A 26,424-nucleotide genomic window follows, 5' to 3' on the forward strand; every position below is an offset into this window, starting at 1 on the left:
GGGTGTGACGAAAGGTGCCGATGATGGCCATGTTCAAGACCGATCCTGTTCGCCCCGCGGAGTACCGCGCGTTCGAGCGCCCGCTGCCGGAGTGGTTCCGCGGTTCGGCGCTGGGGATCTTCGTGCACTGGGGGCCGTACTCGGTGCCCGCCTGGGCCGAGCCGACGGGCGAGCTCGGGGCCGTGCCGCGCGAGGAGTGGTACGCCCACAACCCCTACGCCGAGTGGTACGCCAACACGATCCGCATCGAGGGATCGCCCGCGCAGCGGCACCAGCAGGAGGTGCACGGCGGAGCCCCCTACGACGATTTCCTCGACCAGTGGAAGGCCGAGGAGTTCGACGCCGACGAGGTGCTCGCGGTCGTCGCCGCGACCGGCGCCGGCTACTTCATCCCCACCACCAAGCACCACGATGGCGTCACCCTGTGGGACGCCCCAGCCACCGACGGGCGCAACACCGTCGCCCGCGGACCGCAGCGCGACCTGATCGCCGAGTTCGCCGACGCCACCCGCGCCCGCGGCCTGCGTTTCGGTGTCTACTACTCCGGCGGTCTCGACTGGCACTTCTCCGATCTGCCGCCCATCGACCGCGACGACGCCCCGGCCCCCGACGACCTCGCCTACGCCGAGTACGCGCACGATCACGTCATCGACCTCATCGACCGCTACCGCCCCGACATCCTCTGGGGCGACATCCGCTGGCCGCAGGCCGGGATCGAACCCGGGCCGAAGAGCCTCGCGCACGCGTTCCAGGCGTTCTATGACGCGGTTCCCGAGGGCGTCGTCAACGACCGGTGGGGCGAGTCGCACTGGGACTTCCGCACCAGCGAGTACGTGCACGGCACCGCGGTCGAGGTCGGCGAGGCGTGGGAGAACTGCCGCGGCATCGGCCTCTCGTTCGGGCACAACCGCAACGAGGGACCGGAGCACCTCCTCACCGCCGACGAGGCCGTGCGCCTGCTCGTCGACGTCGTGTCGCGCGGCGGCAACCTGCTGCTGAACATCGGACTCGAGGCATCCGGTCGCATCCCCGACGCGCAGCGGCAGACGCTCGAGGGGCTGGGCGAGTGGAACCAGCGGTTCGGGCATGCCGTCTTCGGCGCCCGGCCCGAGCCGCGCCTGCAGCCATCCGACGAGCCGTGGGTGCGCTGGACCCGCACCGACGGCGCCGTACACGCCGTGACCGATCAGCGCGGAAGCATCCGCCTGCCCGATCCCGACGGCCTGCTCGACGAGACGAGCGCGCGCATCGGTGACGAGCCGGTCTCGGCGTCGCGCGACGGAGATGCCATCGTGGTGGAAGCAGCGGATGCCGCGACCCCCGTCGCGATCTCCTTCCGCCCGCGCGACTGACCCGCACGACCGACGAAAGGATGCCCATGCGCATCGCCCTGCACTCCGAGATCCGCGACGGCGCGGTCGACGACTACCGCACGCACCACGCCCGGATCCCGGATGCCCTCGCGGCGACGTTCGCGCGCATCGGCATCCACGACTGGACGATCTGGCGGTCGGGACAGCGGCTGTTCCACCTGGTCGAGTGCGACGACTGGGATGCCGCGGTCGCCGCGCTTGACGAGGACCCGGCGAACGCCGAGTGGCAGAAGGACATCGGCCGCTTCGTCGAGCTGTTCCGCGGAGCCGACGGCACCGAGGGCTTCGCCCCGATCGAACAGGTCTGGGACCTCCGCGCCCAGGTCTCTTAGTTCCGCAGGGCGGGCCCTTCGACAGGCTCAGGGACCCAGTAGTGGGTCGCTGACAAGAACTGGGTCGCTGAGCCTGTCGAAGCGTCCCCCACGAGAACACCTTTAGTGCGGCGCTCTCAGAACAGCCCCACGAACGCCGTCACCAACAGCACGCCGCCGACCACGATCATGAACGCGCCCACCACCGCTATGCGCACGGGCGGTCGCCCGCGGAGCATGTCATCGGCCAAGGGTTCTCCGTAGAAGAGACGGATGCCGCGGTAGATGAGCCGCGCGAAAGAGCGCCGCACGAGGATCGCGATGATCCCGACGGCGACGAGCACTCCCCCGATGATGAAGTCCGGATTCACTCGCACGGCTCCGCGCTGTACGACCGGTCCGCGCGCATCCATCCGTCCGGCTGCCAGTCCTCGATCGACGCGACATCATCCTCGAAGAAGAACTGAGCGAACGACTGCACACCATCAACTTCGAGAGTGACAGCGATGTTGTCCGGATCCGAGGGGTATCCGGAATCGGCCGTGACGGTCAGCCCCGCGGGGAGCGCGGCGGTGTCGATGACCGATCCGCCGACGATCTCCGCCGAGCCCGACGCTTCGAACGAAACGTCGCCGCGCGCGGTGTTCGATCGCCGCGCCACCCACATGTCAACGAAGACGAGCGTTCCGGGATCACCGCAGTATGCAACGGCAAGATTTCCGTCCACCTTCGACAGCTTCAGTGGCGCGTCCGTGTACTCGCCAGGGAAAGGGAGGTTGCAGCCGGTGAGCCCGACAGCGAGAATCCCCGCTAGACCAATACCGGCGCAGATCCTCCGCATGCGGTGAACATTCCCCTGAGGCGTCGTCTCGCGGTTCCGCACGACGGCCCCGTCGACCCCACCACCGTCGTGGTTCACCCGCACGGCTCTTCGCTGTACGAACCGTCCGCGCGCATCCATCCGTCCGGCTGCCAGTCCTCGATCGACGCGACATCATCCGCGAAGAAGAACTGAACGCTCGACTTCATACCGTCGACCTCGACAGTGACGTCTATGTTGTCCAAGTCTGCGGGGAATCCTGAGTCGTCCGCGACGGTCATTCCGGAGGGGAGGGAGGAAGGCCCGATGATCGTTCCGGTGAGAATCTCCGCCGTTCCTGACGCTTTGAAGGCGACCTCACCATACGAGGTGTCCGACCGTTGCGCCCACCACATAACGACATAGACGAGCGTCCCGGGATCGCCGCAGTAGGCAATGGCCGGGCTCCCATCCACCTTCGACAACTTCAGCGGCGAGTTCGTGTACTCGCCCGGGAACGGGAGGTTGCACCCGGTGAGCCCGACAGCGAGCATCCCCGCTAGGCCGATACCGGCGCAGATCCTCCGCATGCGCTGACTATACAACCGGGGCCTCGTCGGGCGGTCGAGTGGAGCGGGGCCCTTCGACAGGCTCAGGGACCCAGCTCGCGTTCATCGCACCCCACGGGGTCGCTGAGCGTCACCCCACTGGGTCGCTGAGCCTGTCGAAGCGTCCCCCACGAGAACACTGTCGTGGCAGAGTAAGCCCGTGATGCGGACGTGGGTGCGAGAGCTCGGGGGCTGGGTGATGGCCGCCGCCGTGGCGCTCATCGTCGCCGCATCCGTCGCCTCCTCCGGCCGAGCCGACCTGCTGTTCCGCGACGGCGACTCGCTCATCGTGGCGATGCTCTCGCGTTCGCTGCTCGCCGGCGACTCGCTCGACTGGGCGATGTCGAGCGTGCTGTTCCTGCCCGAGACGGCGGTCTTCACCGGTCTCGACGCGGCCCTGCCGCTGGACCCGAACGCGCTCTTCGCCGTGAGCGCGGTCGTGAACCTGCTCGCCCTCTACGGCGCGCTTCGGCTCGTCGCCGGACGACGGCGCGAAAGCCGCGCACCGGTCGCCTGGTCGCTGGTCGCCCTCGCCGCGTTCGGCGCGCTCGCGATGACCGAGACCTCCGCCTCGCGCGACGCCCTCGAACTCGCCTCGCTGCAGCTCACGACCACGTACTACTCGGGGACCGTCGTCGGGGTCGTGCTCGTGCTCGGCATCGCCCGACGGATGCTCGACGGCGCCCGCCTCGTGCCGATGTCTCTCGTGCTCGGCGCCGTCACCCTCGTCTCGACGCTGTCGAACCCGCTGTTCGCCGCCTGGGCGACCGTGCCGCTCGGTGCGATCGCGATCGCAGGCTCCCTGCGCGCAGTAACGAGACGGCGGATGCTGACCGTTCTCGCTGCACTCATCGGCGGCACGGCACTCGGGTTCGCCGCGCGTATTCCGTTTTCGGCATGGATCGCGAACACCGGTGCCGGATACGCCCAGCCCGACCTCTGGCGCGAGTCGATCGGCTACTACGGAGACCTGCTCGCGGCGCGTCTCTCGACTCCGCTCGGCGTCGTCGGGCTCCTCCTCGTCCTCGCCCTGATCACGCGGGCCGTCGTGCAGACCGTGCGGGTCGACGACCCCGGCTCGCGATTCGTCGCCGTGGCTGCCTGGGTGTTGCCACTGCTGGTCGCCGTCGGCGCGATCGCGCTCGGCACGCACGCCGCGCGCTACCTGCAACCGCTCGCGTTCGCCCCGGTGCTCGCGTTCGTGGCGATGCCGAGCACGCTGCGGATGCCGGCACGACTCCGGCGACAGGCGGCGGCGGTCGCGGCGCTGATCCTGCTGGTCGGCGGCGGCCTCAGCATCCCCCGCCTGAGCGACGCCGCGAACGCACCCGATGCGGATGCCGCGTGCGTGACCGACTGGGTCGAGGCATCCGCCCGCACCGGCGCCGGGCAGTTCTGGACCGTTCGTCTGCCCAAGCTCCACCTCGACGACCCGTCGCAGCTCGTGCAGGTCGACCATCAGCTCAACGGCTACGCGTGGCTCGTGAACCGGACGGACTTCGACGCCGGCACCGTGTCGTTCCTCGTCGAGGATGCCCAGACGGTCGCGTGGGAACTGCCGATCCAAGCGATTCCCGACGAGGTCGTCGACTGCGGCCGCTACCGGATCCTCGACTTCGGCGAGACGGAACTGCCCCTGGGGCCGCAGCGCAGTTGACGTGCTGCGTGGTGGGTGCTTCGACAGGCTCAGCAACCCAGTTCTCGGCTCAGCAACCCAGTTTCCGCTACTGGGTCCCTGAGCCTGTCGAAGGGCCCCACCCCGAGAAGGGCCTCAGCGCGCCGGAACCCCGGTCGTCGTCCCGGGCCGGAACACGCATGTCAGGTTCTGCGTCTCCCCGGCCTCTCCGCCGAGCATCCGCGCGATCTGCTCGCCGGCGGCGCGCCCCTTCTCGACGGCCGGCTGCACGGTGGTGGTGAGCGACTGCCCGCCGAGCCCATCGATCGCGATGCCGTCGAACCCGGCGACCGACACGTCCTCCGGCACCCGCAGGCCGAGTTCCTCCGCGGCGCGGATCACGCCGACCGCGAGCAGGTCGCTCTGCGCGAGCACGGCGGTGGGCCGGGTCGCGGCGTCGGCGAGCAGCATCCGTCCGATGACGATGCCCTCGTCGATGAAGCTGCCGGATGCCGAGATCGCCGGAGCATCGGGGAAGACGCGACGCATGCCCTCGAGCCGGTCGACGGTCACCCCGACGGTCGCGGCGGCGAGGCGCTCGGGCGTGACGGGCCCGCGTTCGCGGTCGTGGCCGAGCGTGAGGGTGATGAGGGCGACTTCTCGATGCCCGAGGTCGTAGACGTGCTGGGCGACCTCGGCCGAGGCATCCGCGTTGTCGAGCGCGATGCGGGGGATCGTGCCGTCGCCCGGGTCGCCCTCGATCACGACCACCGGCAGGCCGCGACCGCGCACCACCTCGACGGACTCGCGCGTGCGACCCGACCAGCCGATCAGCACGTAGGCGTCGACCGGTGCGCTGGCGAGGCCGGGGCCGTCTTCGCCCGGCTCGTCGCGCATGAGCAGGATGCCGGCGCTGAGCTCGGCGAGCCCGTCGGCGAGACCGTCCATCATGGCGGTGGTGACGGGATCGAGGAAGGCGTTGCGCAGGTGCCCCTCGAAGACGACGGCGACGATGCCGCTGCGTCCGAGTCGTAGCGAGGCGGCTCGCGGATCGGGGCCCGCGTAGCCGAGGTCGGCGGCGGCGGCGAGCACGCGCTCGCGGGTGGCGTCGGCGACCTTGGCCTTGCCACTGAAGACGACGGATGCCGTCGACGTCGCGACTCCTGCCTCACGGGCGACGTCGGCGATGGTCGCGCGCCGAGGCGGCTCCTGACTGCTCATGCTTCGAGAATAGCCCGCCCGCCTTTCCGCGCGTCGAATCGATTCGATAGGATGACGCCCATGGATGCCGTCCTCACCCGCTCGCAGTTCGTCCGCTGGCGAGCCGCGATCTTCGCGATCTTCATGGCCAGCGGTCTGTCGATCGCCACGTGGGCGTCGCGCGTCCCCAGCATCAAGGCCGATCTCGACCTCGACAACGCGCAGGTCGGACTCATCCTGCTCGGCATGGGCATCGCGTCGATCATCGGCATCTCGACGAGCCCCGCCGTCATGGCCCGCACCGGAGCGCGCGTCGGCATGCTCGCGACGATGCTGATGTTCTCGGCCGGCATCGCGCTCGTCGGATTCGGGTCGACCGTGTTCGGCTCGGTGCCGCTCGTGCTCGCCGGCATGGTGCTCTTCGGATTCGGCAACGGATGCCTCGACGTCATGATGAACGTCGAGGCCACGGCGATCGAGCAGCAGATGGGCAAGACCGTGCTGCCGGTCTTCCACGCGTTCTTCAGCTTCGGCACTGTCATCGGGGCGGGAATCGGCGCCCTCGCGGCCTGGCTGCAGCTCACCGTCGCGACCCACGCGGGCATCATGGGCATACTGCTCGCTCTCGTCGCCGTCGCCACTTTCCTGCAGGTCCCGGTACGCAAGGCCGCGCTCGATCCCGAACCCGCCGAGAAGCCCGCCTGGCGCGAGCGCCTGCACACCTCGCTCGAGGCGTGGCGCGAGCCGCGCACCTACCTCCTCGGCGTCGTCATGCTGGGCATGGCCTTCGCCGAGGGCGGCGCGAACGACTGGATCGCTCTTGGCACCGAGCAGGGTCACGGTTTCACGACGGGCACCGGTGCCATCGCCCTCGCCGTCTTCTCGGTCGGGATGACCGTGGTGCGCCTGTTCGGCGGACCCCTCGTCGACCGCTTCGGCCGGGTGGCGGTGCTGCGCGTGCTCGCGGTGTCGGCGGCGAGCGGTGTGCTGCTGTTCATCCTCGCCCCGAACCTGCCCCTGGTGCTGGTCGGCGCGGCGCTCTGGGGCATCGGCGCCTCGCTCGGCTTCCCGATCGGCATGTCGGCCGCGGCCGACGACCCCGCCAAGGCCGCAGCCCGTGTCAGCGCCGCCGCGACCATCGGCTACGTCGCCTTCCTCGGCGGTCCACCCGTACTCGGTTTCATCAGCGAGCACATCGGCCTGCTCAACACGCTGTTCATCCTTGTCGTGCTGATCGTGGCATCCGGCCTGTTCTCCGGCGCCGCCCGCCCGCTCCGCGCCGACGAGAAGGTGTCTGCGACGAAGTAGGCGCGTCGGCCACGCGGCATCCGCCTGCCGCTGCGCCCTCCGACACTCAACCCGCGAGACGATCCCGTCGACCGTGCGTCGAAGGTGAGCACCCGCACCCCACCCCTGCGCAGACTCGCGAACCCGTCGCGCGAGAACCCGCGCGCGACGAAGTAGGCTCGTCGGGTGCGTCTCGTCATCGCCCGCTGCTCGGTCGACTACACCGGTCGGCTCAATGCCCATCTCCCGCTTGCCACGCGTCTGCTCGTGCACAAGGGAGACGGGAGTCTGCTCGTGCACTCCGACGGCGGCAGCTACAAGCCGCTGAACTGGATGAGCCCGCCGTGCACCCTCACCACCGAGGAGCCCGGCGAGGAAGAAGCGAGCGCCGGAGTCGTCGAGGTGTGGCGGGTCAGCCACAAGAAGACCGGCGATGCGCTGCGCGTGCAGATCTACGAGGTCATCCACGACACGTCGCACGAGCTCGGCATCGACCCCGGCCTGCAGAAGGACGGCGTCGAGGCCGACCTGCAGCGCCTCCTCGCCGAGCAGGTCGAGCGCATCTCCGAGGGCGCGACGCTCGTGCGCCGCGAGTATCCGACGGCGATCGGTCCGGTCGACCTGCTGGTGCGGGATGCCGACGGCGCCGCCATCGCGGTCGAGATCAAGCGCCGCGGCGACATCGACGGCGTCGAGCAGCTCACCCGCTACCTCGAGCTCCTCGGCCGAGACCCGCACCTCTCCCCCGTGCAGGGCGTGTTCGCCGCGCAGGAGATCAAGCCGCAGGCGCGCGTGCTCGCCGAGGACCGCGGCATCCGCTGCCTCGTTCTCGACTACGACGATATGAAGGGCATCGAGTCGGGCATCCCCCGCCTGTTCTGACGCCTGCCCCCACCTGCACGTCCGTGCACCGTGTGCGATCACGCGCCCCGCGCCCCATAGGCTGGAGGGCATGGCCTCCTCCCCTTACTCCTGCGTGTTGTGGGATGTCGATGGCACGATCGTCGACGCCTCGGTGGGCATTCTGCGCCGCCTGAACGTCGCCCTCACCCACTTCGGGCACCCGGCGCCGACGCGCGAGCAGCTCGTGCACTGGATCGGGCCGCCCATGTTCCGGTCGTTCCAGGACCAGGCGGGCATGACGCCCGAGCAGTCCGCCGAGGCCGTGTCGTTCTACCGCACGCTCGGCAAGGCCGACGGCTACACGACCGACGTCACCACCTACCCCGGGGTGACCGACCTGATCCACGACGTGCACGCCGCCGGCATCCCGCAGGCGACCGCGAGCTCGAAGCCCGAGAACCAGGTCGACGCCCTGATCGATCACTTCGACCTGCGCGCCGACTTCGTCACGACGGTCGGAGCGACGCCCGACGAGTCGACCCTCGCCTCGAAGACCGACATCGTGGCCGAGGCGCTGCGCCGCCTCGAAGAGCGCGGCGCCGACGTCTCGCGCCCGGTGCTCATCGGCGATCGTCACCACGACGTCGAGGGCGGCAATGCCAACGGCGTTCCCGTGATCTTCGTCGAGTGGGGCTTCAGCGACGCGCACGAGGGTGACGACGCGGCGTTCCGCGCAGCATCCGTCGACGAGCTGCGCGCACTGCTGCTCTCGGCCTGACGCCGATCGGTCGCGTACCCAACTCAGGAAGACTCGACCGATCGGGCGCGATTCGGGCCGGATCCGGCGGAAATCGCCCGTTCTTCCTGAGTTAGTGCACGCCGACCGACGCGTCGCCCGCCCCGGAATCACCCCGAAAAGCACAAAGCTCCCCGCCGGATGTCACCGATGGCGACGGATCCGGTCGGGGAGCGATGCTCCTGCCCGCTCAGAGGGGGCGGATGTTCTCTGCCTGCAGGCCCTTGGGGCCCTGCGCCACGTCGAACTCGACTCGCTGGTTCTCTTCGAGAGACCGGTAGCCGGAGGAATCGATTGCGGAGTAGTGCGCGAAGACGTCAGCGCCTCCGTCGTCGGGGGAGATGAAGCCGAAGCCCTTCTCCGAGTTGAACCACTTGACCGTGCCCTGGGTGCTCATGTACTGCCTGTTCTGCTGGAAAAAATAGCCGACGCAGGGATGCACCGACATCGCTAACGCTAGTGGAGGAGACCCCGAGGGCAATAGCCGCAATCAGAAGGTAATCCAAATGTTGCACGAGCGGCACGGTAGCGGGGGCGTCGTGCGCCGACGCCCCCGAGGACGGACCCTCGCTCAGAAAATGGTGTGGCCCTCACCGCGGGGGGAGCGATGAGGGCCGAAGACGACCGGAGGGTGCGTCAGATTCCACTGTACCTCTTTTTTTGGATCCGTGTCCCCCATTTGGGGGACAAATCTCAAAAAAAGTGCAATCATGTCGATAGCGGCCCCCTCGAGTAGCCCATTGGGGACTGACCTACTCGAGAGGGCCCAATCGCATGCACGGATCGTCTTGCCTCTGGGGAAGGCTTCCCGTCTTCTGGGGAAAGACGGAGACGATCGATCCCCATGTGCATGCATCTTCACCATAGGGGAGGAAGCACGAACACGCTACGACGGGGGCCGTGGCGGAAGCGGCAAGGGTGGGGAGACTGATCCGCAAGGATCGCAGGTTTCGGGAAGAGGCGGGGCGGACAGCACGGGGGCACCTCCGGCGTTCCGCCTCTCCCGAATCCGCGAGGCGCTCGAAGCTGAGTAGCCTGAGCGGGTGACCATGCTGAACAAGGACATGACGCTGTGCATCTCGCTGTCGGCTCGACCGAGCAACAACGGCACGCGCTTCCACAACTTCCTCTACGAGGCCCTCGACCTCAACTGGATCTACAAGGCCTTCGCGCCGACCGATCTCGCCCAGGCGATCGCGGGCGTGCGCGGCCTCGGCATCCGCGGGTGCGCGATCTCGATGCCCTATAAGGAAGACGTCATCGCGCTCGTCGACCGCATGGACGAGTCGGCGTCGGCGATCGACTCGGTCAACACGATCGTGAACGACGACGGCGTGCTCACCGCGTACAACACCGACTACTCGGCCATCGCCCAGTTGATCGAGGAGAACGGCTTGGATGCCACAGCCTCGGTGCTGCTGAAGGGATCGGGCGGCATGGCCAAGGCCACAGCCGCCGCATTCCGCGACGCCGGATTCGCGAACGTGACCATCGTCGCCCGCAACGAGCGGGCAGGGCGCACCCTCGCCGACCTGTACGGCTTCGCCTGGCAGGCGGATGCCGGAGACAGCACCGCCGACATCATCGTGAACATCACCCCGATCGGCATGGCCGGCGGGCCCGATGAGCACACGCTGTCGTTCTCGGAGGAGGCGGTGGCCGCGGCATCCGTCGTCTTCGACGTCGTGGCGCTGCCCGCCGAGACGCCGCTCGTGCGCGCGGGCCGCGCGGCGGGGAAGACGGTCATCAGCGGCGCCGAGGTCGCGACGCGGCAGGCGCTCGAGCAGTTCGTGCTGTACACGGGCATCCGCCCGTCGGCCGAGCTGGTGCGCCAGGCCGAGGAGTTCATGCGCGCGCAGTGACGGGCGCCCTTCGTCTCGCTCCGCTCGCTCAGGGACCGGTGCCGAACGCCGGTTCCTGAGCGAGGAGCGCAGCGACGAGACGAAGAGCCGAGACTCAGACGCCGACGACCTCGCTCTCCTCGGCCCGGGGCACACCGTGCGCACGATGCGCAGCGGATGCCGCGAACACCATGATCACCAGGGCGGATGCCGTGATCGCCGCGCCGATCCAGATGGGGGAGGTGTAGCCGAGCCCGGCGGCGATCCCCACCCCTCCGGCCCAGGCTCCGAGCGCGTTGCCGACGTTGAACGCGCCGATGTTCGCGCCCGAGGCGAGCGTCGGCGCACCACCCGCGAACTGCATGATGCGGCTCTGCAGCGCGGGAACGGTGCCGAAGCCGAAGCCGCCCATCGCGACGAGGATCACCATCGTCGCGGGCTGCGACCACGCGAGCAGGGCGAACGCGACGAGCACGACGACGAGCGCCGCGATGAAGAGAAGGAGCGTGCGGTCGATCGAGCGGTCGGCGAGGCGTCCGCCGATCGCGTTACCGGCCACGAGGCCGACGCCGAAGAGCACGAGCAGCCACGGCACGGCGGCGGTGTCGAAGCCGGAGACTCCGGTGAGCGTGTAGGCGACGTAGGTGAAGGCGCCGAACATGCCGCCGAAGGCGAGCACCGTGATGACGAGCGACAGCCACACCTGCCCGGACCGGAACGCCGAGAGCTCGCTCCGCAGGCTCACGACCGCGTCGGCGGAGCGCGGGGCCTTCACGACCGCGGCGATGCCGATCAGGGCGACGACACCGATGACGGTGATCACCCAGAACGTCGCACGCCAGCCGAACTGCTGGCCAATGAAGGTGCCGAACGGCACGCCCAGCACGTTCGCCGCGGTGAGGCCCGTGAACATGATCGAGATCGCACCGGCCTTCTTGTCGGGGGCGACGAGCTCGGAGGCGACGACCGAGCCGATGCCGAAGAACGCCCCGTGGCACAGCGCCGCGACGATGCGTCCGATCATGGCGCCGGCGTAGTCGGGAGCCATCGCGGTGAGGGCGTTGCCGGCGATGAACAGCAGGAGCAGCCCGATGAGCACGGCCTTGCGCGGCAGCCGCACCGTGGCGGCGGTGACGACGAGCGCTCCGACCGCGACGCTCAGCGCGTAGCCGGAGATGAGCCAGCCGGCGGTGGCCTCGCTCACGGCGAAGTCGGCGGCGACCTCGGGCAGCAGGCCCATGATCACGAACTCGGTGAGTCCGATCCCGAAGGCGCCGAGGGCGAGTGCGATGAGTCCGAGTGGCATGGTGGTGCTCCGTGGTGCTCTGATAAGGTAGTTGCAGACGCGGGATATTGCGTCCGGAACACAATGATTGCACGCGCAAGTAGTTTGCGCAAGCAACGACTTTCGGAGGTCACCATGGGCATCTCGGACGACGCCGTCGAGATCCGCGCACGAGGCTGGCGCACGCTCGCCGCGCTGCACGGGATCATCGAGGCCGAACTCGAACGCGCACTCGGAGCATCCGTCGGCCTGTCGGTCGTCGAGTACACCGTGCTCGACGCGCTCAGCCGTCAGGACGGCTGGCACATGCGGATGCAGCAGCTCGCGCGCGCGACCGCCCTCAGTCCCAGCGCCACCACCCGCCTCGTGACCCGCCTCGAAGATCGCGGGCTGCTGACCCGCATCCTCTGCGCCGACGATCGCCGCGGCATCTACACCGAGCTGACCGCCGCCGGGCGTGCGCTGTACGACCAGGCGCACCCGATCCACGACGAGACCCTCGAGCGCACGCTCGGCGACGCCATGGATCAGCCCGAGCTCGCCCCCGTCGTGCACGCCCTGCAGGGGAGTTCCGCGCTGGCGTGAGTCTCGCGGCGGGGCGCTTCGACGGGCTCAGCGACCCAGTTGCGTGCACGGCGACCCAGTTTCAGACGCAGCGACCCGTTGCAGAGGCTGGGTCCCTGAGCCTGTCGAAGGGTCCCACACCGCGGATAGCCTGTTCGGATGAAGACGATCGGTGTTCTCGGCGGCATGAGCTGGGAGTCCTCCCTCGAGTGGTACCGGCTCGCGAACGAGCGGGTCGCCGCACGACTCGGCGGCTACCACTCGGCCCGCATCCTGCTCGACTCGCTCGACTTCGCCGAGATCGAGGCGTTGCAGGCGCAGGACGACTGGGACTCCGCGGGCGCTCTCCTCGCCGATCGCGCCCGCGCGCTCGAGGCAGCAGGTGCCGAGATCCTCGTGCTTGCGACCAACACCATGCACCTCGTCGCCGACCGGATCACGGATGCCGTCGGCATCCCCTTCCTGCACATCGCTGATGCCGCCGGCGCGGCGGCGTCGGGCGCGGGGCTCGCCACCGTCGGCCTGCTCGGCACCGCCTTCACGATGGAGAAGCCGTTCTACGCCGAGAAGCTCGCGGCGCACGGCATCCGCACCCTCGTTCCGGATGCCGACGACCGCCGCACCGTGCATGCCGTGATCTACGACGAACTGGTGCACGGCGTCGTGCGCGACGAGTCACGACGGGCGTACGTCGAGGTCGTCGACCGGCTGATCGCGCGCGGCGCGGAGGGCATCGTCCTCGGCTGCACCGAGATCGAGCTGCTGCTCACGGCCGACGACGTGCCGGTGCCCGTGTTCCCGACGACCTCGCTGCACGTGGATGCCGCGATCGCGGCGGCGCTGGCCGACTAGCCGATTACTCCGCGCCCCACGGACCGGTCACGACGACCTTCCCGATCGTGCGCGAGGTCTCGACGAGCGCATGCGCCTCGCGAAGGGTCGCCGCATCGAGCGGCGAGAGAGTGGTCGTGAGCGTCGTGCTCACCTCCCCGGCGTCGAGGAGACCGGCGACGCGCGTGAGCAGTTCGTGCTGGTAGTCGTCGTCGGGCTCGTGGATGGGCCGGGTGAACATGAGCTCCCAGTGCCACGTGACGCTCTTGCCCTTGAGCGCGTCGATGCTGCCACCGGTCTCGTCGATCGACACGACCTCGCCGCGGGGGCGGATGACCGCGGCGATGGCGTCGATGTTGCCCGGGGTGAACGAGGTGAAGACGTAGTCGACGCCCCCCGGTGCGATCTCGCGGACGGCGTCGGCGAAGTCGCGCCCGACGACGTGGTCGGCGCCCATCCGCGCCACCCATTCCTCCGACTCCGGACGGGAGGCCACGGCGATCACCGTGAGTCGCGTCAGCGCCCGGGCGAACTGGATGATCAGCGACCCGACCCCGCCCGCAGCACCGATCACGAGCAGGGTGCCCTCGCTGTCGGCGTCGAGGCGGAGCCGATCGAACAACGCTTCCCAGGCGGTGATCGCCGTGAGCGGCACGGCGGCGGCCTCGGCATCCGTCAGCGACTCCGGTGCCGCGCCGACGATGTTCTCGTTCACGAGTTGGAACTGCGCGTCCGATCCCGCACGGTCGACCTGACCGGCGTAGAAGACGCGGTCACCCACGGCGAAGCGACGAGCGTCCTCGCCGACGGCGACGACGCGGCCGACGGCGTCGAAGCCGAGCACACGCGGGGCATCCCCCTTCTTCGCACGGCCGCGATTCTTGACGTCGACCGGATTGACCGAGACGGCGTCGACCGCGACGAGCAGGTCGTGTCCGTGGGGAACGGGAGTGGGGATCTCCACGTCGACCATCGAACCCGGATCGGATGCCGCACCGCCGGGCGCGTCGATCGCGAGCATGGTCGCGGGGAGTTCTGCGGGTGTCGTGGGGGACGTCTGTTCTGCCATGGCTCGACCATATCCAGTCCACCCCAGTTACCCGCAAGGGTCTCTAGTATCTTTCGGTTACCATTGCGGGATGACCACGCTCGACACCTGCGCGCTCGGCACCCCGCATGACGTCTACGACGCCCAGTGCCCGTGCCGCGGCGTTCTGGACCTGCTCGCCGACAAGTGGAGCGCGCTCGCGATCGGAGCCCTCGAAGACGGCGCACTGCGGTTCGGCGAACTCAAGAAGCGGCTCATGGGCATCAGCCCGAAGGTCCTCACCGCCACGCTCCGCCGCCTCGAGGACCGAGGCCTGCTCACGCGCGAGGTCTTCGCCGAGGTGCCGGTGCGGGTCGAGTACTCACTGACCGAGCTCGGCATCGATGCCGCTCGCCCTCTGCGCGGACTCCGCGACTGGGTCGAGTTGAACATCGAACGCTTTCCCGCGGTCTGAGGCCGCGCACACCGCGCCCGCAATCCGAACTCTCGGTGAATTGTGCAACGCCTTCGGGATTCCCGCACGACCAGGGTGATTTCGAAGATCCTATAGGTGACCGTTCACCCGGCGGGCCCCGAAACCAGCACCCGTTCACCCGAACGATTACCCCGCCACCGCTAGTGTCCCCAGGTCGCGCGTGCCCCGACGCGCATCCCTCACCCTGGAGACGCATCCCTCATGAAGCAACCGATACGGTCGCGCTCGGCGAAGGTTCTCACCGCCGCGTTGGCCGCCACCCTCGTCGCCCTGGCGACCCCGTTGTCGGCGACCGCCGCGACCTACCCGAGCGATGGCACACGCCCCGACTCCCTCGACATCCTCGGCGGCTACGACGCCATCTGGCACTCCGACGGCCGAGGCACGATGGACGGCGAGGTGGCGAACGCCGCGGCAGCCGCCCACAATGACGAACTCACGGTGTGGATCAACAACCACGCCACCGAAGCGCAGCAGCTGAAGGCCCTGCAGGACGCGAACTACGACGCCGCGCTGCTCGTGGGCACCGGTCTCGGCTCGACCCTGCAGCCGATCTACATCAACGGCCTGCGCGGCGGACAGTTGCCCAAGACCCGCGAGCTCATGAACAGCATGGCCGGGTACGCCGACACCGACGCCGCGAAGGTCGCGTTCAACTACCCGCGTCCGTTCCTCGCGACCGACCCGGCGACCACCGGCGTGGCCTGCGACGCGAACACCTACAACGCGTCGTCGCTCGCCGGCATCCGCACCGGCACCGCCTACACCGAGGCGAATGGAAGCTTGAGCATCGAGCAGGTTCCCGAGATGACCGACTCCTCGGGCGTCTTCACCGACCCGCGCACCGTCGGTGTCGGCTACGGCGGCTACTGCGCCAGCGCCTCGTTCCCCTCGGGCCACACCACCAACTCCTACCTCGCGGGACTCACCCTCGCGACCCTCGTGCCCGAGCTCGCCCCCGGCATCCTCTCGCGCGTCAGCGAGATGGGCACCAACCGCATCGTGCTGGGAATGCACTACCCCCTGGACGTGATGGGCGGCCGCATCGCCGGTCAGGCGCTCGTCGCCGAGCGATGGACGGATGCCGCCTACCGCCGCGACGTCATCGACCCCGCCCGCGACGAACTCGTCGCGTACCTCGAGGCGAACTGCGGCGACGACCTCGCCGCCTGCGCCGCCACCGGCACGCCGTTCCAGAACGATCCGTTCGCCGGCGCCGCGGTTCCCGGCGGCACGGCGCAGGTCGTGACCGATCGCGCCTCGGCGATCACAGCATTCCAGGAGCGCCTCACCTACGGCTTCGCGCAGACCGGCCCGACCGATCTCGCTCCCTCCGTTCCGGCGACGGCATCCGCTCTGCTGCGCAGCACCTACCCGACGCTGACCGACGCGCAGCGCACCGAGGTGCTCGCCCAGACGCAGATCGAATCGGGCTACCCGCTCGACCGCACCGGCACTCCGACCGGCTCGTGGCAGCGCATCGATCTGGCCGCGGCGATGACCGCGACCGTCGAGGTCGATGACGCGGGCGACGTCGAGGTCATCGCGACCGGCACCGCCCCGACCGTGATCGGCGCCGACGGCGCCGCCGTGCTCGTGCTGCCCGACGGCGACACGGTCGAGGTCTCGACGACGCTCGCGTTCGCGGCGTCCGGGCTCGACGCCGGTGCCGACTACCGTGTCGTGTTCGACGACGGCCGCGCGACCGTGCTCGGCTCCTTCCGCGCCACGACCGGCGGCTCGGTCTCGGGCAAGGTCGTCATCCCGGCGGATGCCCGCACCGGCACCCGCACGATCGCTCTGCTGCGCGCCGATGACACCGTCGCCGCGACGGCCGACATCACCGTGCTCGCCGAGCAGGTCTACACGATCTCATCGGAGGCCGACCTCGACCTGCTGCGCCAGCACCCGGACGGCACGTTCGAACTCACCGCCGACATCACGATGACCGCGCGCTGGACGCCAGTCCCCGTGTTCACCGGCGAACTGCGCGGCAACGGCCACGTCATCACCGGCCTCGAGATCGTCACCGCCAACAACCAGGGCTTCGTCGCGCAGAACAACGGCACGATCCGCGGACTCGGTTTCGTGAACCCTGTCTCGCGTCTCACCGTCGACGCCAGTGCGGCGGTCGTCGCCGCGAACAACTACGGCACCATCGACCAGGTGTTCGTGCGGGGCGGCGTCGTCACCGGCGGGCACCGCAGCGGCGTCATCGTGTCGAACAACTGGGGCACCGTCACGAACACCTACAGCACCGGCCGCGCGTCGGGACAGTGGGAGACCGGCGGCATCACCGCGTGGAACGACAGCTCGGCGATCGTGCGCGACAACTACACGACCGTCACCGTCACCGCGGCCTACGCGAACGTCGGATCCATCGCGGGTGTCGGCAACGGCGGCGCGCAGATCACCGGCAACGTCGCGCTCGCGGGCGCCGTGCAGGGTACGAGCGGCAACGCCGGGCGCCTGGTCGGCGTCGGCAACCCGACGCTGCGCGACAACCTCGCCCTGAACACGATCACCGTCAACGGCTGGGCCGTGAACGGCGGGTCGGCCGACAACCTGCAGGGCGCACCGAAGTCCGCCCGCGAGCTGCAGGATGCCGCGACCTTCACCGCCCTCGGCTGGGACTTCGACACCGTCTGGCAGTGGAGCGACGAGGCCAAGCGCCCCGTGCTCCGTGCCGTCGCCGAGCCCGTCGATGTCGTGACCGCACCGGATGCCGCCGTGGCCGACGCCTTCGTGCCGCGCGCGATCAGCCAGATGCGCAACAACCTCACCGCCGATGCCGCCCTGTCGGCCGCGCGCATGGGCGACACCTCGCCCGCGCTCTCGGCCGCGTGGTCGCAGCTCATCGAGACGTGGGATGCCGCGAACACGGCGTTCCGCATCAACGAGACGGTGCCCGCGGGACTCCCGCAGCAGGGCCACGTCTTCATCATCCTCGGCTACGCGCTGAACAACGACGGCACGGCTCAGCCCGAGCTCATCCGTCGTCTCGAGCAGGCGAAAGCCGGTCTCGACGCCTACCCGAACTCCCGCATCGTCGTCACCGGCGGCGTCGTGCGCAACGGCCAGACAGAGGCCGGCGTCATGCGCGCCTGGCTGCTCGGCCAGGGGATCTCCGAAGACCGCATCATCTTCGAGAATGCGGCGACCGACACCCCGACCAACGGCATCAACACCATGGAGATGCTCGTGGCCGACCCGTCGATCACCAGCTACACGCTGGTGTCGAGCGCCTCGCACCTGCGTCGCGCGACGGTCGTGTTCGAGGCGGCGGCGCTGTCGGCGCAGCTGCGTCATGGCACGGCATCCACTCCCGTCTCGGTCGCGAACCTCGCGTACATGGACAACCGCACGTCCGAGAACCCGCCCTCGATCTCGGAGCGCGACTCGATCACGCAGAACGTCGCGAAGGTGTGGGGCGTGAACGTGGAGACCGACGCCTACAACGGCGTGCAGCGCCAGCTCGTCGGCCGCTTCGTCAACGCGCAGCGCCTCGGCGACGCGGTCGACGCCCTGCGCGTCGTCTCGCAGATCCGCGCGTTCTCGCCCGAGTACGCCGACCGTCTCGCCGACCTGGCCGAGCGGTGGAACGGTGCGCTGACGATGACCGAGTTCGCGGATGCCGTGGCCGAGGTCCCGGCGAAGGGTCACACCTTCATCGTGCCCGGCTCGCAGCTGAACGACGACGGTTCGCTCACCGAGACGTCGCTCGCGCGTCTGCGCATCGCGGTCGAGGCGCTCACCGCGAACCCCGGATCGACGGTCACCGTGGTCGGCGGAGCCGCGCGCAACGGCATCACCGAGGCCGGTGCGCAGCGCACCTGGTTGCTCGCCAACGGCGTCGCGGCCGACCGCATCGTCGTCGTCGACACCTCGTCGAGCCTGGTGCAGGGAGCGCAGCACGCCATGCTCGCACTCAGCGCGCGCGGCGACTCGTCGTACACGGTGATCACGAGCGCGTCGGTCATGCGCCGCACGCTCGCGGTCTACAGCTCGGGAGCGACCTACGCCGCCTCGCACAACGCCGACGGACGCGTCATCGCCGAGTCGGGCCACATCGCGATCAACGACGTGTTCCAGCTGTTCTCGTTCGGAGCCCCGGCGGCCGACGACGGCACGAAGCGCACGATCGCCGAGAACATCGCCGATGTGCTGGGGGTGCGCGGCGAGTACAACACCTTCGCCGCGAACGCTCCGGCGGTGGCGGCGCTCGATGCGATCGCCCTCACGGCCCCGGCCAAGAGCGCGTACCTGGTGGGCGACGCGTTCGACGACGACGGCCTGGCGGTCATCGCCTCGTACGCCGACGGATCGACGCTCCACGTGACCCCGCTCGTGACGGTCACGGGCTTCGACGCCTCGTCGGCCGGTGTCCGCACCGTCACGGTGACGTTCACGGATCGTGGCGAGACCCGCAGCGAGACGTTCGACATCACGGTGCGCCTCGCCGATGCGACCGCTCTCGAGCAGACGATCGCCGAGGCGGCTGCCATCACGGCGGACGGGTGGACGACGGCGAGCTTCGCGGCTCTGCAGTCGGCTCTCGTCGAGGCGCGGGCCGTGGCCGGTGACCTCGGTACGGATGCCGCGACCATCGCGCGTGCAACGGAGACACTGCGCGCGGCGATCGACGGACTCGTCGAGAGCGGGAGCCCGGGGACGGATCCGGGTACCGACCCCGGGACGGGTGAGGGTACCGACCCCGGCGCGGGGGAGGGCACGACCCCGGGCACCGGTGGCGGTGCCGCCGATCCCGACGGACTCGCCACGACCGGCGGACAGCTCGCGCTCGGCGCTCTGGCCCTCGGCATCCTGCTCGCCGCCGGAGGAACGACGCTCGTCGTCGCCCGCCGCCGCCGAGCCGCGGCCGAGTAACGCGAATCGAGGGGCGGCCCTTCGTCTCGCTGTCCTCGCTCAGGAACCCGGTTCCTGAGCGAGGAGCGCAGCGACGAGACGAAGGGCCGTCTCGCACTCACCCGCCTCAGTCGCGCAGCCCCAGCTCCTCCACCACGGCGACCACTCGCGCGCGATCCACGCCGTCGAGTCCGCGCAGGGGCCGGGGCAGCGAGGGGGCGGCGACCAGGCCGAGATGCTCGGCGATCGTCGCGGTGACACGCGCGCTTCCGTGCACGGCGAAGAGGTCCCAGAGCGGTTGCAGGCGGGCGGATGCCGTCAGCGCCACCTCTTCTCCGGCGAGCGCGGGGCGCGCGATCGCGAGCATCGACTGTGGCAGCGTGCCCCCGACCGCGGTGAACCACGTGTCGCACCCGCCGAGCAGGCCGGCCGCCGCGACCCCGTCGCCCGAGATGCCGATGCGCACGTGCTCCGGCACGACTGCGCGGATCTCCGCGACACGGGCCCGAGACGCGTCGACCCCTCCGACCGGTGGGATCTTGATCGCCGCGACCTGCGGGAGCTCCGCGATCCGCGCGTACAGGTCGAGCGAGAACGTGAACCGGGTCGTGCCGGGGTTGTCGTAGACGACGAGCGGCACCGAGAGGCCCGCGGTCACGTCGGCGTACAGCCCGAAGACGTCATCGTCGGTGAGGGGCTGATAGCTCACCGGGGCGAGGAGCACGGCGGACGCCCCGGCATCCTGCGCGTCATCAGCGAGCGCCTGCACGTGCGAGGTGCGCGTCGCGCCCACTCCGACCACCACCGGGATCCCCCGGGAGTGTTCGACGCTGGCGACGGCCACGGCCCGACGCTCCTGCCGGTCGAGATAGGCGTACGAACCGGTCGAGCCGAGCGCGCCGATCGAATCGACCCCCGCCGCGGCGAGACGGTCGATCAGTCCGGCGTAGGCGGCGAGATCGACCCGGTCGTCGCGGATCGGGGTGAGCGGAAAAGCGCTGAGACCGGTGAGCACCCGACCAGCGTATTGCGCGTACCGCCGAAGCACCCTCACCGGGGCCTGTCAACCGGGTATGCCGGCGTCGCCGACCGCGACGACGGTGGGACGACACCCACGGATCGGAGCACACGATGAAGGCACTCACCTGGCAGGGCACCCGCAACGTGACGGTCGAGGAGGTGCCCGACCCCGTCATCCAGGAACCGACGGATGCCGTCATCCGCATCACGTCCTCGGCGATCTGCGGGTCCGACCTCCACCTGTACGAGCTGCTCGGACCGTTCATCGACCGCGGCGACGTGCTCGGCCACGAGCCGATGGGGATCGTCGTCGAGGTCGGCGCGGGCGTGACGAAGCTCAAGGTCGGCGACCGGGTGGTCATCCCGTTCAACATCTCCTGCGGCGAGTGCTTCATGTGCACGCACGGGTTCCAGTCGCAGTGCGAGACCACGCAGGTGCGCGAGTACGGCAGCGGGGCGGCACTCTTCGGCTACACCAAGCTCTACGGCCAGGTTCCGGGCGGACAGGCGGAGTACCTGCGGGTGCCCCTGGCCGATTACAACCACATCCCGATCGGCGCCGACCTCCCCGACGAGCGATACCTCTTCCTCAGCGACATACTCCCCACCGCATGGCAGGGCGTGGAGTACGCCGAGGTGCCCGAGGGCGGCACGCTCGCGGTGATGGGGCTCGGCCCCGTCGGTCAGTTCGTCGCTCGCATCGGTCGGCACCGCGGCTACCGGGTGCTCGCCGTCGATCCCGTTCCGGAACGCCGCGCGATGGCCGAGCGTCACGGCATCGACACCTTCGATCTCACCGACACGATCGTCGAAGAGCTGCGCGACCTCACCGAGGGCCGCGGCGCGGACGGAGTGGTGGATGCCGTCGGTCTCGAGGCGCACGGCAACGCCGGAGTGGAGTTCGTGCAGAAGGCGGTGGGGCTGCTCCCCGACGCCGCCGCGCGCCAGTTGCTCGACAAGGCAGGCATCGATCGCCTCGCCGCCGTGTACGCATCGATCGACGCGGTGCGTCGCGGGGGAACGGTCTCGCTCAGCGGTGTCTACGCGGGAGACGCCGACATCATGCCCATGAAGACGCTGTTCGACAAGCAGATCAGCCTGCGTATGGGGCAGTGCAACGTCAAGCGCTGGATCGACGACATCATGCCGCTGGTGGAGGACGCCGCCGATCCGCTCGGGGTGATGGACCTGACGACCCATCACGCTCCGCTCGAGGATGCGCCCGAGCTGTACAGCATGTTCCAGAAGAAGGAGGACGGCTGCATCAAGGTCGTACTGCACCCGTCAGCGGCCTGAGGCCGTGCCCGCCCACCCGCGAGGTCACGGGCGGCGTCACGGGCGGCGGTTGCCGACCCCCGGCTCGTCGTTATGCGCGGAGTCGTAAGAATCGGCGTCGGCGGATGCCGCGGCATCCGTGTCGTCGTCGACCCCCACTGCGCCGGCCGCGCCGGAGTCGGCACCGCCGCCACCCGCGGGTACGTCGTCCACCCCGACTCCGTCGCTTTGTCTTTGCTCCAGCAGCTCCGCGATGCGCTCCTCGGCCTCGGCTCCGGTCGGCATGTCTGCGCTCGAGTCCGACCCGCTCATGAGTTGCCGTCGGAAAGGTCGGCGGCCGAGATGTCCGACGGCGAGCTCGCGAGTCCGAGGTCGGGATCGGTGTTGACGCCGCCGCCGATCGCGTCCTGGCCGGCGATGCGCTCCTCCGCAGACACCTCGTCGTCGGATTCGGCGTGCTCCTCCGCGATCAGGTCCTCCTCCTCGGGGCGGATCGCCGATTCCTCGGCGCCGAAGGAGTTGATGAGACCCTCGGGATTCGACATGTCGTGCTCCTCTCGTCGTCGGTCGTGCGGATTCCAGCGTGCCCGCGACGAGCCGGGAACGGATGCCCGTTGACAGGCATCCGTTCGGCACGTAGACGCCGCGCTCAGTCGATCGACGCGCGGACGGTCTGCGAATCGGGACCGATCTGGCCCCAGGCGCTGCCGGTGAGGGTCTGGTCACCGATGACGGCCGAGACCTCGAGGCGGTAGTCGCCGACCTGTTCGGCCCGGTCGTCGCTGAGCACGAACAAGCCGTCCGGCTGCCCCTCGACCGTGCAGACGAGCGCGGCACCCGTAGGCCGACATTCCCACCCGGTCGGGGACGCGACCACCGCGAGTCCCTCGGGCAGGGTGAGAGAGACGGTCGACGACTCCTCGCGCCCGGTGAGCGAGACGGCGAGAGTCGCCGTGCCCTGCCCGGTGATGTCGGAGGTGACGACGAGTTCGGAGACGATCGGCGCCGGGGCGGCGATCTGCTCGATCACGGGCGGCACGACGACCACGCCCAGGATGCCGAGACCCGTGACGATCGCGAGCACCGGCCAGATGTTGCCCAGTACCTGCCAGACGGACGCCGCGGCCCCACCCCTCACGCTCGGCGTGCTCGATCCGACCGACGGTGATCCGACTGACGGCGACTCGGCCGATGGTTCCGCGTCGCTCGTGGGCTCCTCGGATGCCTCGGCGCTGGTGGGGCCGAGCACGATGTTGCCGATCAGCAGCACGGTGGCGACGCCGAGCAGCGTGGCCGTGGTGCCGAATCGACCCCACGCGGCGCGGCAACGGGGGCAGTCGCGGATGTGCTCCATGCCGGTCGAGTCCGCGGCGTCGTCGACGTCTTCGGTGACCACCGGGGGGAGTCTCGTGGCCGCGTGACGACACTCGGCGGGCGGATCGTCCTCTTCGAGGATCACCCGGAGCATGGCGCGGCGCAGTCCCTTGCGGGCGCGCAGACTGAGGGCGTAGATCGACGACGCCGGCCGCCCGAGCTCATCCTCCAGCTCGGCGGGTTTGCGTCCGTCGATGATCGTGGCGCGCAGCACCTGCTGCTGATCGTCGGGAAGCAGCAGCAGCGCTGTGCGCACGCGACGGTACTCGGTGTCGAGCTCGATGTGCCGCGTGTCCTGCATCACCGTCGGCAGGTTGTCTTCGGTATCGACGAGCGGCAGCACGCGAGAGCGCGGCGAGCGGAACTCGTCGATCATGCGGTTGCGCATGGAGCGGATCACGTACGCCCCCGCCTTCTCCTTCGGTCCGGTGCCGCTCTTCCAGAGCGAGAGCAGGCCGACGAGGGCATCGGCGAGCAGGTCGTCGGGGTCGATACCGCTGGTGGCGAGTCGGCGCGCGGTGGTGAGAAGCATCCGCTGGTTGCGGAGCAGGAACATGCCGGCGGCCGCGCGATCGCCCGCGTTGGCGGCCGCGCTGAGCCGGTCGTCCTCCGCGTATTCGCGCAGGATCGCCGGATCGATCGTGCGCTGCCGTGCCCGTACTGCCATCTGACGACCTCCCCGATCATCATTGTCCTGCACTCCCGCCCGCCCGGGACCAACGCGAATCGGCGGCACCGGTCATCCGGTGCCGCCGATTCGACGCGTGCGGTCGTCAGACCAACCGCCTCCCGCGCAGGAGCAATCCGGCCGCACCGACGAGGAGCAGTCCCCCGCCGATCGCGATCGGAGCCCAGGGCGCTCCGCCACCGGTGAGCGCGAGGGTCGCGTCCGCCGAGGCGCTGCCGTTCGAGCTCGCACCCGCGCCGGGCGCGCTGCTGCCGCCGCCCGCCGGGTTCTCGGTACCGGGCTCATCGGTGCCGGGATTCTCGGTGCCGGGATCGTCCGTTCCGGGGTTCTCCGTTCCGGGGTTCTCGGTTCCCGGGTCGCCTGTTCCCGGGTCGCCGGTCGAGGCGCGCAGGCTGATGGTCGCCTGCTCGGTGATCGCCTGGCCCAGGCAGTTGGTGAACACGGCGCGGTAGTACGTCGTGTCGGTGGGGTTCACCGTGATCGAGGTCGAGGTCTGCCCCACGATGTCCTCCCACGGGCCTCCCGCCGTGAGCGCCTGCTGCCACTGCACAGTCGGTGCGTCGTCGCCGTCGGCCGCGGCCGTCAGCGTCGCCGACTGACCGGCCACCACGACCGAGGGCGTGGGGCTCTCGGTGATCGTCGGGGCGGAGCCGAAGACATAGCCGTCATCGAAGACCACGGATGCCGCGACGCCGAACTGCGTGTACGAGACGGCCACGTCGGACGGTCCGCAGTACGCGGGTGTCGTGACGCTCCAGGCGCCGTCGCTCTGCACGAGGTCGGTGCCGGGGATGCCGTCGAAGGTCACGCCGGTGACGGTGACCTGCGTGCGCACGAGCCCCGGGGCGCGGCGGTTCTGGCTGGTTCCGTCGCCGAGCATGCCGATGCTGTTGACGCCCCAGGAGTACGTCTTGCCGTCGGAGCCGGTGGCGAGCGCGTGCTGCGAGCCGGCGTCGATCGAGGTGAACGTCACTCCTGCGGGCAGCTGCGCGAGACCCGGAACGTAACGGCCGGTCGTGGTGCCGGTGCCGAGCGTGCCGTTGTCGTTGGCGCCCCACGAATAGAGCTGACCGCTGCTGTCGAGAGCCAGGGAGTACGACGAACCCGCGCTGATCTGCGCGATCGTCACCCCCGCGGGGATCGCGCTGATCGCGGGGGTGAGCACGGGGTCGCCCGAGGTGTCGCCGGTGCCGATCGGTCCGCCGAGGTTCGATCCCCAGGCGTAGACCTCGCCGGTGGAGGCGAGTGCCAGCGCGTGGCTGTTGCCCGCCGAGATCTGCGTAAAGGTCACGCCAGCGGGTGTCTGCACGAGAGCAGGGGTCGCCCGGTCGTTCTGCGTGCCGTCGCCGAGTGTGCCGGAGTAGTTCTGGCCCCAGGCGTAGATCGATCCGTCACTCGCGAGGGCCAGCGAGTACGTGCTCCCCGCGTCGACGGTGGTGAAGGTCACGCCCGCCGGGGTGGGAAGCTGCACCGGAGCGGTCCGCTGGGTGGTGGTGCCGTCGCCGATGCGCCCCTGCCCGTTGTAGCCCCAGCCGTAGAGAAGGCCGTCGGAACCGACGGCGAGCGAGTGGTACGAGCCCGCATCGACATCGGTGAAGGTGATGCCCGCGGGCATCTGCACCGCGACCGGCGCGGTGCGGCTCTGCGTGTCGCCGTCACCGAGCTGGCCGTAGGGACCCTGTCCCCATGAGTAGGCCTGACCGGTGGGGTCGAGGGCGATCGCGAAGCCCTCACCGCCCGCGACCTCGGTGAAGGTCACGCCGGCGGGCGCCGCCACCCGAACCGGGGTAAGGCGGTTCGTGGTGGTGCCGTCGCCGAGCTGTCCCAGCGAGTTGAGGCCCCAGGCGTAGGCGTTGCCGTCGTCGCCGAGCGCGTACGACGGTCCGAGGTCGGCCGAGACGTCCGTGAACCGCACACCGATCACGGTGTCGCTCACGGTCGCGCCCCCGATCGTCGGGCCGGCGTCGGGCGTCGGTGCGGCCGAGGCCGCCAGCGGTGACAGAGCCACCGCCGCTGCGGCGCCGAGGACCGTGGCGATCCCCAGTCCGCGAGTCTTTCGTCTGCGCGTCGAGCGCGCGTCTTTCGTGTACTCCCCCATCGGTTTCCTCATCTCCGGGCGCACGACGGCGCCCCTCCCCTCGGTCGGCAGGGTGGCCGACCAGGTCGGCCCGGGTAGCCGACGCATAAGTGACAACGGATGAACGCAGAGAATCTGACGCACCGTCGTCTCGGAGGCTACTGGGGTTCCGGAGATATATGCAACTGAATACTTCTTTACCGCTGAACGGGTATTCAGTGGAACTCATGTGCAAGCCATTCCGTCCA

General features: G+C 69.7%; 24 protein-coding genes. 12 read left to right on the forward strand and 12 right to left on the reverse strand.

What is annotated here, in order from left to right:
* Positions 1 to 23: 23 nt before the first annotated feature.
* Positions 24 to 1,352, forward strand: coding sequence for an alpha-L-fucosidase (locus tag KZC52_RS10275; protein WP_247623954.1), 1,329 nt, complete (start codon positions 24 to 26; stop codon positions 1,350 to 1,352).
* A 26-nt stretch (positions 1,353 to 1,378) separates the two neighbouring features.
* Positions 1,379 to 1,705, forward strand: a complete 327-nt coding sequence (locus tag KZC52_RS10280; RefSeq protein ID WP_247623955.1) for an L-rhamnose mutarotase — start codon at positions 1,379 to 1,381, stop codon at positions 1,703 to 1,705.
* A gap of 116 nt (positions 1,706 to 1,821) precedes the next feature.
* On the opposite strand, the gene KZC52_RS10285 is transcribed toward KZC52_RS10280, so the two are convergent.
* The 3 genes from KZC52_RS10285 to KZC52_RS10295 are packed head-to-tail and all read right to left on the reverse strand — an operon-like array spanning position 1,822 to position 3,073.
* The gene (locus tag KZC52_RS10285; RefSeq protein ID WP_247623956.1) at positions 1,822 to 2,055 is read right to left on the reverse strand and encodes a hypothetical protein; all 234 of its coding nucleotides are present in this window, start codon (positions 2,053 to 2,055) and stop codon (positions 1,822 to 1,824) included.
* Positions 2,052 to 2,603: a hypothetical protein gene (locus tag KZC52_RS10290; RefSeq protein WP_247623957.1), complete on the reverse strand. Its 552-nt coding sequence runs from the start codon at positions 2,601 to 2,603 to the stop codon at positions 2,052 to 2,054. The genes KZC52_RS10285 and KZC52_RS10290 overlap by 4 nt, the downstream gene beginning before the upstream one ends.
* The gene (locus tag KZC52_RS10295; RefSeq protein ID WP_247623958.1) at positions 2,600 to 3,073 is read right to left on the reverse strand and encodes a hypothetical protein; all 474 of its coding nucleotides are present in this window, start codon (positions 3,071 to 3,073) and stop codon (positions 2,600 to 2,602) included. Before KZC52_RS10295 ends, KZC52_RS10290 begins: the two co-directional genes overlap by 4 nt.
* Before the next feature lie 181 nt (positions 3,074 to 3,254).
* On the opposite strand from KZC52_RS10295, the gene KZC52_RS10300 reads away from it, so the two are divergent.
* Complete coding sequence (locus KZC52_RS10300) at positions 3,255 to 4,748, forward strand: hypothetical protein (protein ID WP_247624742.1); 1,494 nt, start codon at positions 3,255 to 3,257, stop codon at positions 4,746 to 4,748.
* A 114-nt stretch (positions 4,749 to 4,862) separates the two neighbouring features.
* Here KZC52_RS10300 and KZC52_RS10305 read toward each other — a convergent pair whose 3' ends face one another.
* Entirely contained in the window at positions 4,863 to 5,927 is a 1,065-nt protein-coding gene (locus tag KZC52_RS10305) for a LacI family DNA-binding transcriptional regulator (RefSeq protein ID WP_247623959.1), read from the reverse strand.
* Positions 5,928 to 5,987: 60 nt separating this feature from the next.
* Between KZC52_RS10305 and KZC52_RS10310 the strand changes: the two genes are divergently transcribed.
* The 3 genes from KZC52_RS10310 (at position 5,988) to KZC52_RS10320 (ending at position 8,814) form a co-directional block, all read left to right on the forward strand.
* Positions 5,988 to 7,214 (forward strand): MFS transporter, encoded by a 1,227-nt coding sequence (locus KZC52_RS10310; RefSeq protein ID WP_247623960.1) that lies wholly within the window; start codon positions 5,988 to 5,990, stop codon positions 7,212 to 7,214.
* 165 nt (positions 7,215 to 7,379) lie between these two features.
* The gene (nucS, locus tag KZC52_RS10315; RefSeq protein WP_247623961.1) at positions 7,380 to 8,075 is read left to right on the forward strand and encodes an endonuclease NucS; all 696 of its coding nucleotides are present in this window, start codon (positions 7,380 to 7,382) and stop codon (positions 8,073 to 8,075) included.
* A 70-nt stretch (positions 8,076 to 8,145) separates the two neighbouring features.
* Positions 8,146 to 8,814, forward strand: a complete 669-nt coding sequence (locus KZC52_RS10320; RefSeq protein WP_247623962.1) for an HAD hydrolase-like protein — start codon at positions 8,146 to 8,148, stop codon at positions 8,812 to 8,814.
* 208 nt (positions 8,815 to 9,022) lie between these two features.
* Here the strand turns inward: KZC52_RS10320 and KZC52_RS10325 are convergent, their stop codons facing one another.
* Entirely contained in the window at positions 9,023 to 9,229 is a 207-nt protein-coding gene (locus KZC52_RS10325; RefSeq protein ID WP_247623963.1) for a cold-shock protein, read from the reverse strand.
* A gap of 646 nt (positions 9,230 to 9,875) precedes the next feature.
* On the opposite strand from KZC52_RS10325, the gene KZC52_RS10330 reads away from it, so the two are divergent.
* Positions 9,876 to 10,694 carry a shikimate 5-dehydrogenase gene (locus tag KZC52_RS10330; protein WP_308194253.1) on the forward strand — a complete coding sequence of 273 codons (819 nt, stop codon included), beginning with the start codon at positions 9,876 to 9,878 and terminating at the stop codon, positions 10,692 to 10,694.
* Between the two features lie 94 nt (positions 10,695 to 10,788).
* Here KZC52_RS10330 and KZC52_RS10335 read toward each other — a convergent pair whose 3' ends face one another.
* Positions 10,789 to 11,979 (reverse strand): MFS transporter, encoded by a 1,191-nt coding sequence (locus KZC52_RS10335; RefSeq protein ID WP_247623964.1) that lies wholly within the window; start codon positions 11,977 to 11,979, stop codon positions 10,789 to 10,791.
* A gap of 114 nt (positions 11,980 to 12,093) precedes the next feature.
* On the opposite strand from KZC52_RS10335, the gene KZC52_RS10340 reads away from it, so the two are divergent.
* Both KZC52_RS10340 and KZC52_RS10345 read left to right on the forward strand, forming a co-directional pair.
* Positions 12,094 to 12,543, forward strand: a complete 450-nt coding sequence (locus tag KZC52_RS10340) for a MarR family winged helix-turn-helix transcriptional regulator (protein ID WP_247623965.1) — start codon at positions 12,094 to 12,096, stop codon at positions 12,541 to 12,543.
* A gap of 138 nt (positions 12,544 to 12,681) precedes the next feature.
* Positions 12,682 to 13,374, forward strand: coding sequence for an aspartate/glutamate racemase family protein (locus KZC52_RS10345; RefSeq protein WP_247623966.1), 693 nt, complete (start codon positions 12,682 to 12,684; stop codon positions 13,372 to 13,374).
* A gap of 4 nt (positions 13,375 to 13,378) precedes the next feature.
* On the opposite strand, the gene KZC52_RS10350 is transcribed toward KZC52_RS10345, so the two are convergent.
* Positions 13,379 to 14,422, reverse strand: coding sequence for a zinc-binding alcohol dehydrogenase family protein (locus tag KZC52_RS10350; RefSeq protein ID WP_247623967.1), 1,044 nt, complete (start codon positions 14,420 to 14,422; stop codon positions 13,379 to 13,381).
* Positions 14,423 to 14,492: 70 nt separating this feature from the next.
* Here KZC52_RS10350 and KZC52_RS10355 point away from each other — a divergent pair, with 70 nt between their 5' ends.
* Positions 14,493 to 14,855, forward strand: coding sequence for a winged helix-turn-helix transcriptional regulator (locus KZC52_RS10355; RefSeq protein WP_247623968.1), 363 nt, complete (start codon positions 14,493 to 14,495; stop codon positions 14,853 to 14,855).
* 222 nt (positions 14,856 to 15,077) lie between these two features.
* A complete protein-coding gene (locus KZC52_RS10360) occupies positions 15,078 to 19,763 on the forward strand; it encodes an ElyC/SanA/YdcF family protein (protein ID WP_247623969.1) in 4,686 nt (1,561 codons plus the stop codon).
* A gap of 106 nt (positions 19,764 to 19,869) precedes the next feature.
* Here KZC52_RS10360 and KZC52_RS10365 read toward each other — a convergent pair whose 3' ends face one another.
* The gene (locus KZC52_RS10365; protein ID WP_247623970.1) at positions 19,870 to 20,757 is read right to left on the reverse strand and encodes a dihydrodipicolinate synthase family protein; all 888 of its coding nucleotides are present in this window, start codon (positions 20,755 to 20,757) and stop codon (positions 19,870 to 19,872) included.
* A 116-nt stretch (positions 20,758 to 20,873) separates the two neighbouring features.
* Here KZC52_RS10365 and KZC52_RS10370 point away from each other — a divergent pair, with 116 nt between their 5' ends.
* Complete coding sequence (locus KZC52_RS10370; RefSeq protein ID WP_247623971.1) at positions 20,874 to 22,058, forward strand: zinc-dependent alcohol dehydrogenase; 1,185 nt, start codon at positions 20,874 to 20,876, stop codon at positions 22,056 to 22,058.
* 36 nt (positions 22,059 to 22,094) lie between these two features.
* Here the strand turns inward: KZC52_RS10370 and KZC52_RS10375 are convergent, their stop codons facing one another.
* The 4 genes from KZC52_RS10375 to KZC52_RS10390 all read right to left on the reverse strand — a co-directional run bounded on the left by KZC52_RS10375 (position 22,095) and on the right by KZC52_RS10390 (position 26,197).
* Positions 22,095 to 22,349 carry a hypothetical protein gene (locus KZC52_RS10375; RefSeq protein WP_247623972.1) on the reverse strand — a complete coding sequence of 85 codons (255 nt, stop codon included), beginning with the start codon at positions 22,347 to 22,349 and terminating at the stop codon, positions 22,095 to 22,097.
* Positions 22,346 to 22,582, reverse strand: coding sequence for a hypothetical protein (locus KZC52_RS10380; RefSeq protein WP_247623973.1), 237 nt, complete (start codon positions 22,580 to 22,582; stop codon positions 22,346 to 22,348). Before KZC52_RS10380 ends, KZC52_RS10375 begins: the two co-directional genes overlap by 4 nt.
* A 104-nt stretch (positions 22,583 to 22,686) precedes the next feature.
* On the reverse strand, positions 22,687 to 24,078 hold the full coding sequence (locus KZC52_RS10385) for a sigma-70 family RNA polymerase sigma factor (protein ID WP_247623974.1): 1,392 nt from the start codon (positions 24,076 to 24,078) through the stop codon (positions 22,687 to 22,689).
* Between the two features lie 106 nt (positions 24,079 to 24,184).
* On the reverse strand, positions 24,185 to 26,197 hold the full coding sequence (locus KZC52_RS10390; RefSeq protein WP_247623975.1) for an RCC1 domain-containing protein: 2,013 nt from the start codon (positions 26,195 to 26,197) through the stop codon (positions 24,185 to 24,187).
* Positions 26,198 to 26,424: the final 227 nt, after the last annotated feature.

Source organism: Microbacterium galbinum (assembly GCF_023091225.1).
GTDB lineage: Bacteria > Actinomycetota > Actinomycetes > Actinomycetales > Microbacteriaceae > Microbacterium > Microbacterium galbinum.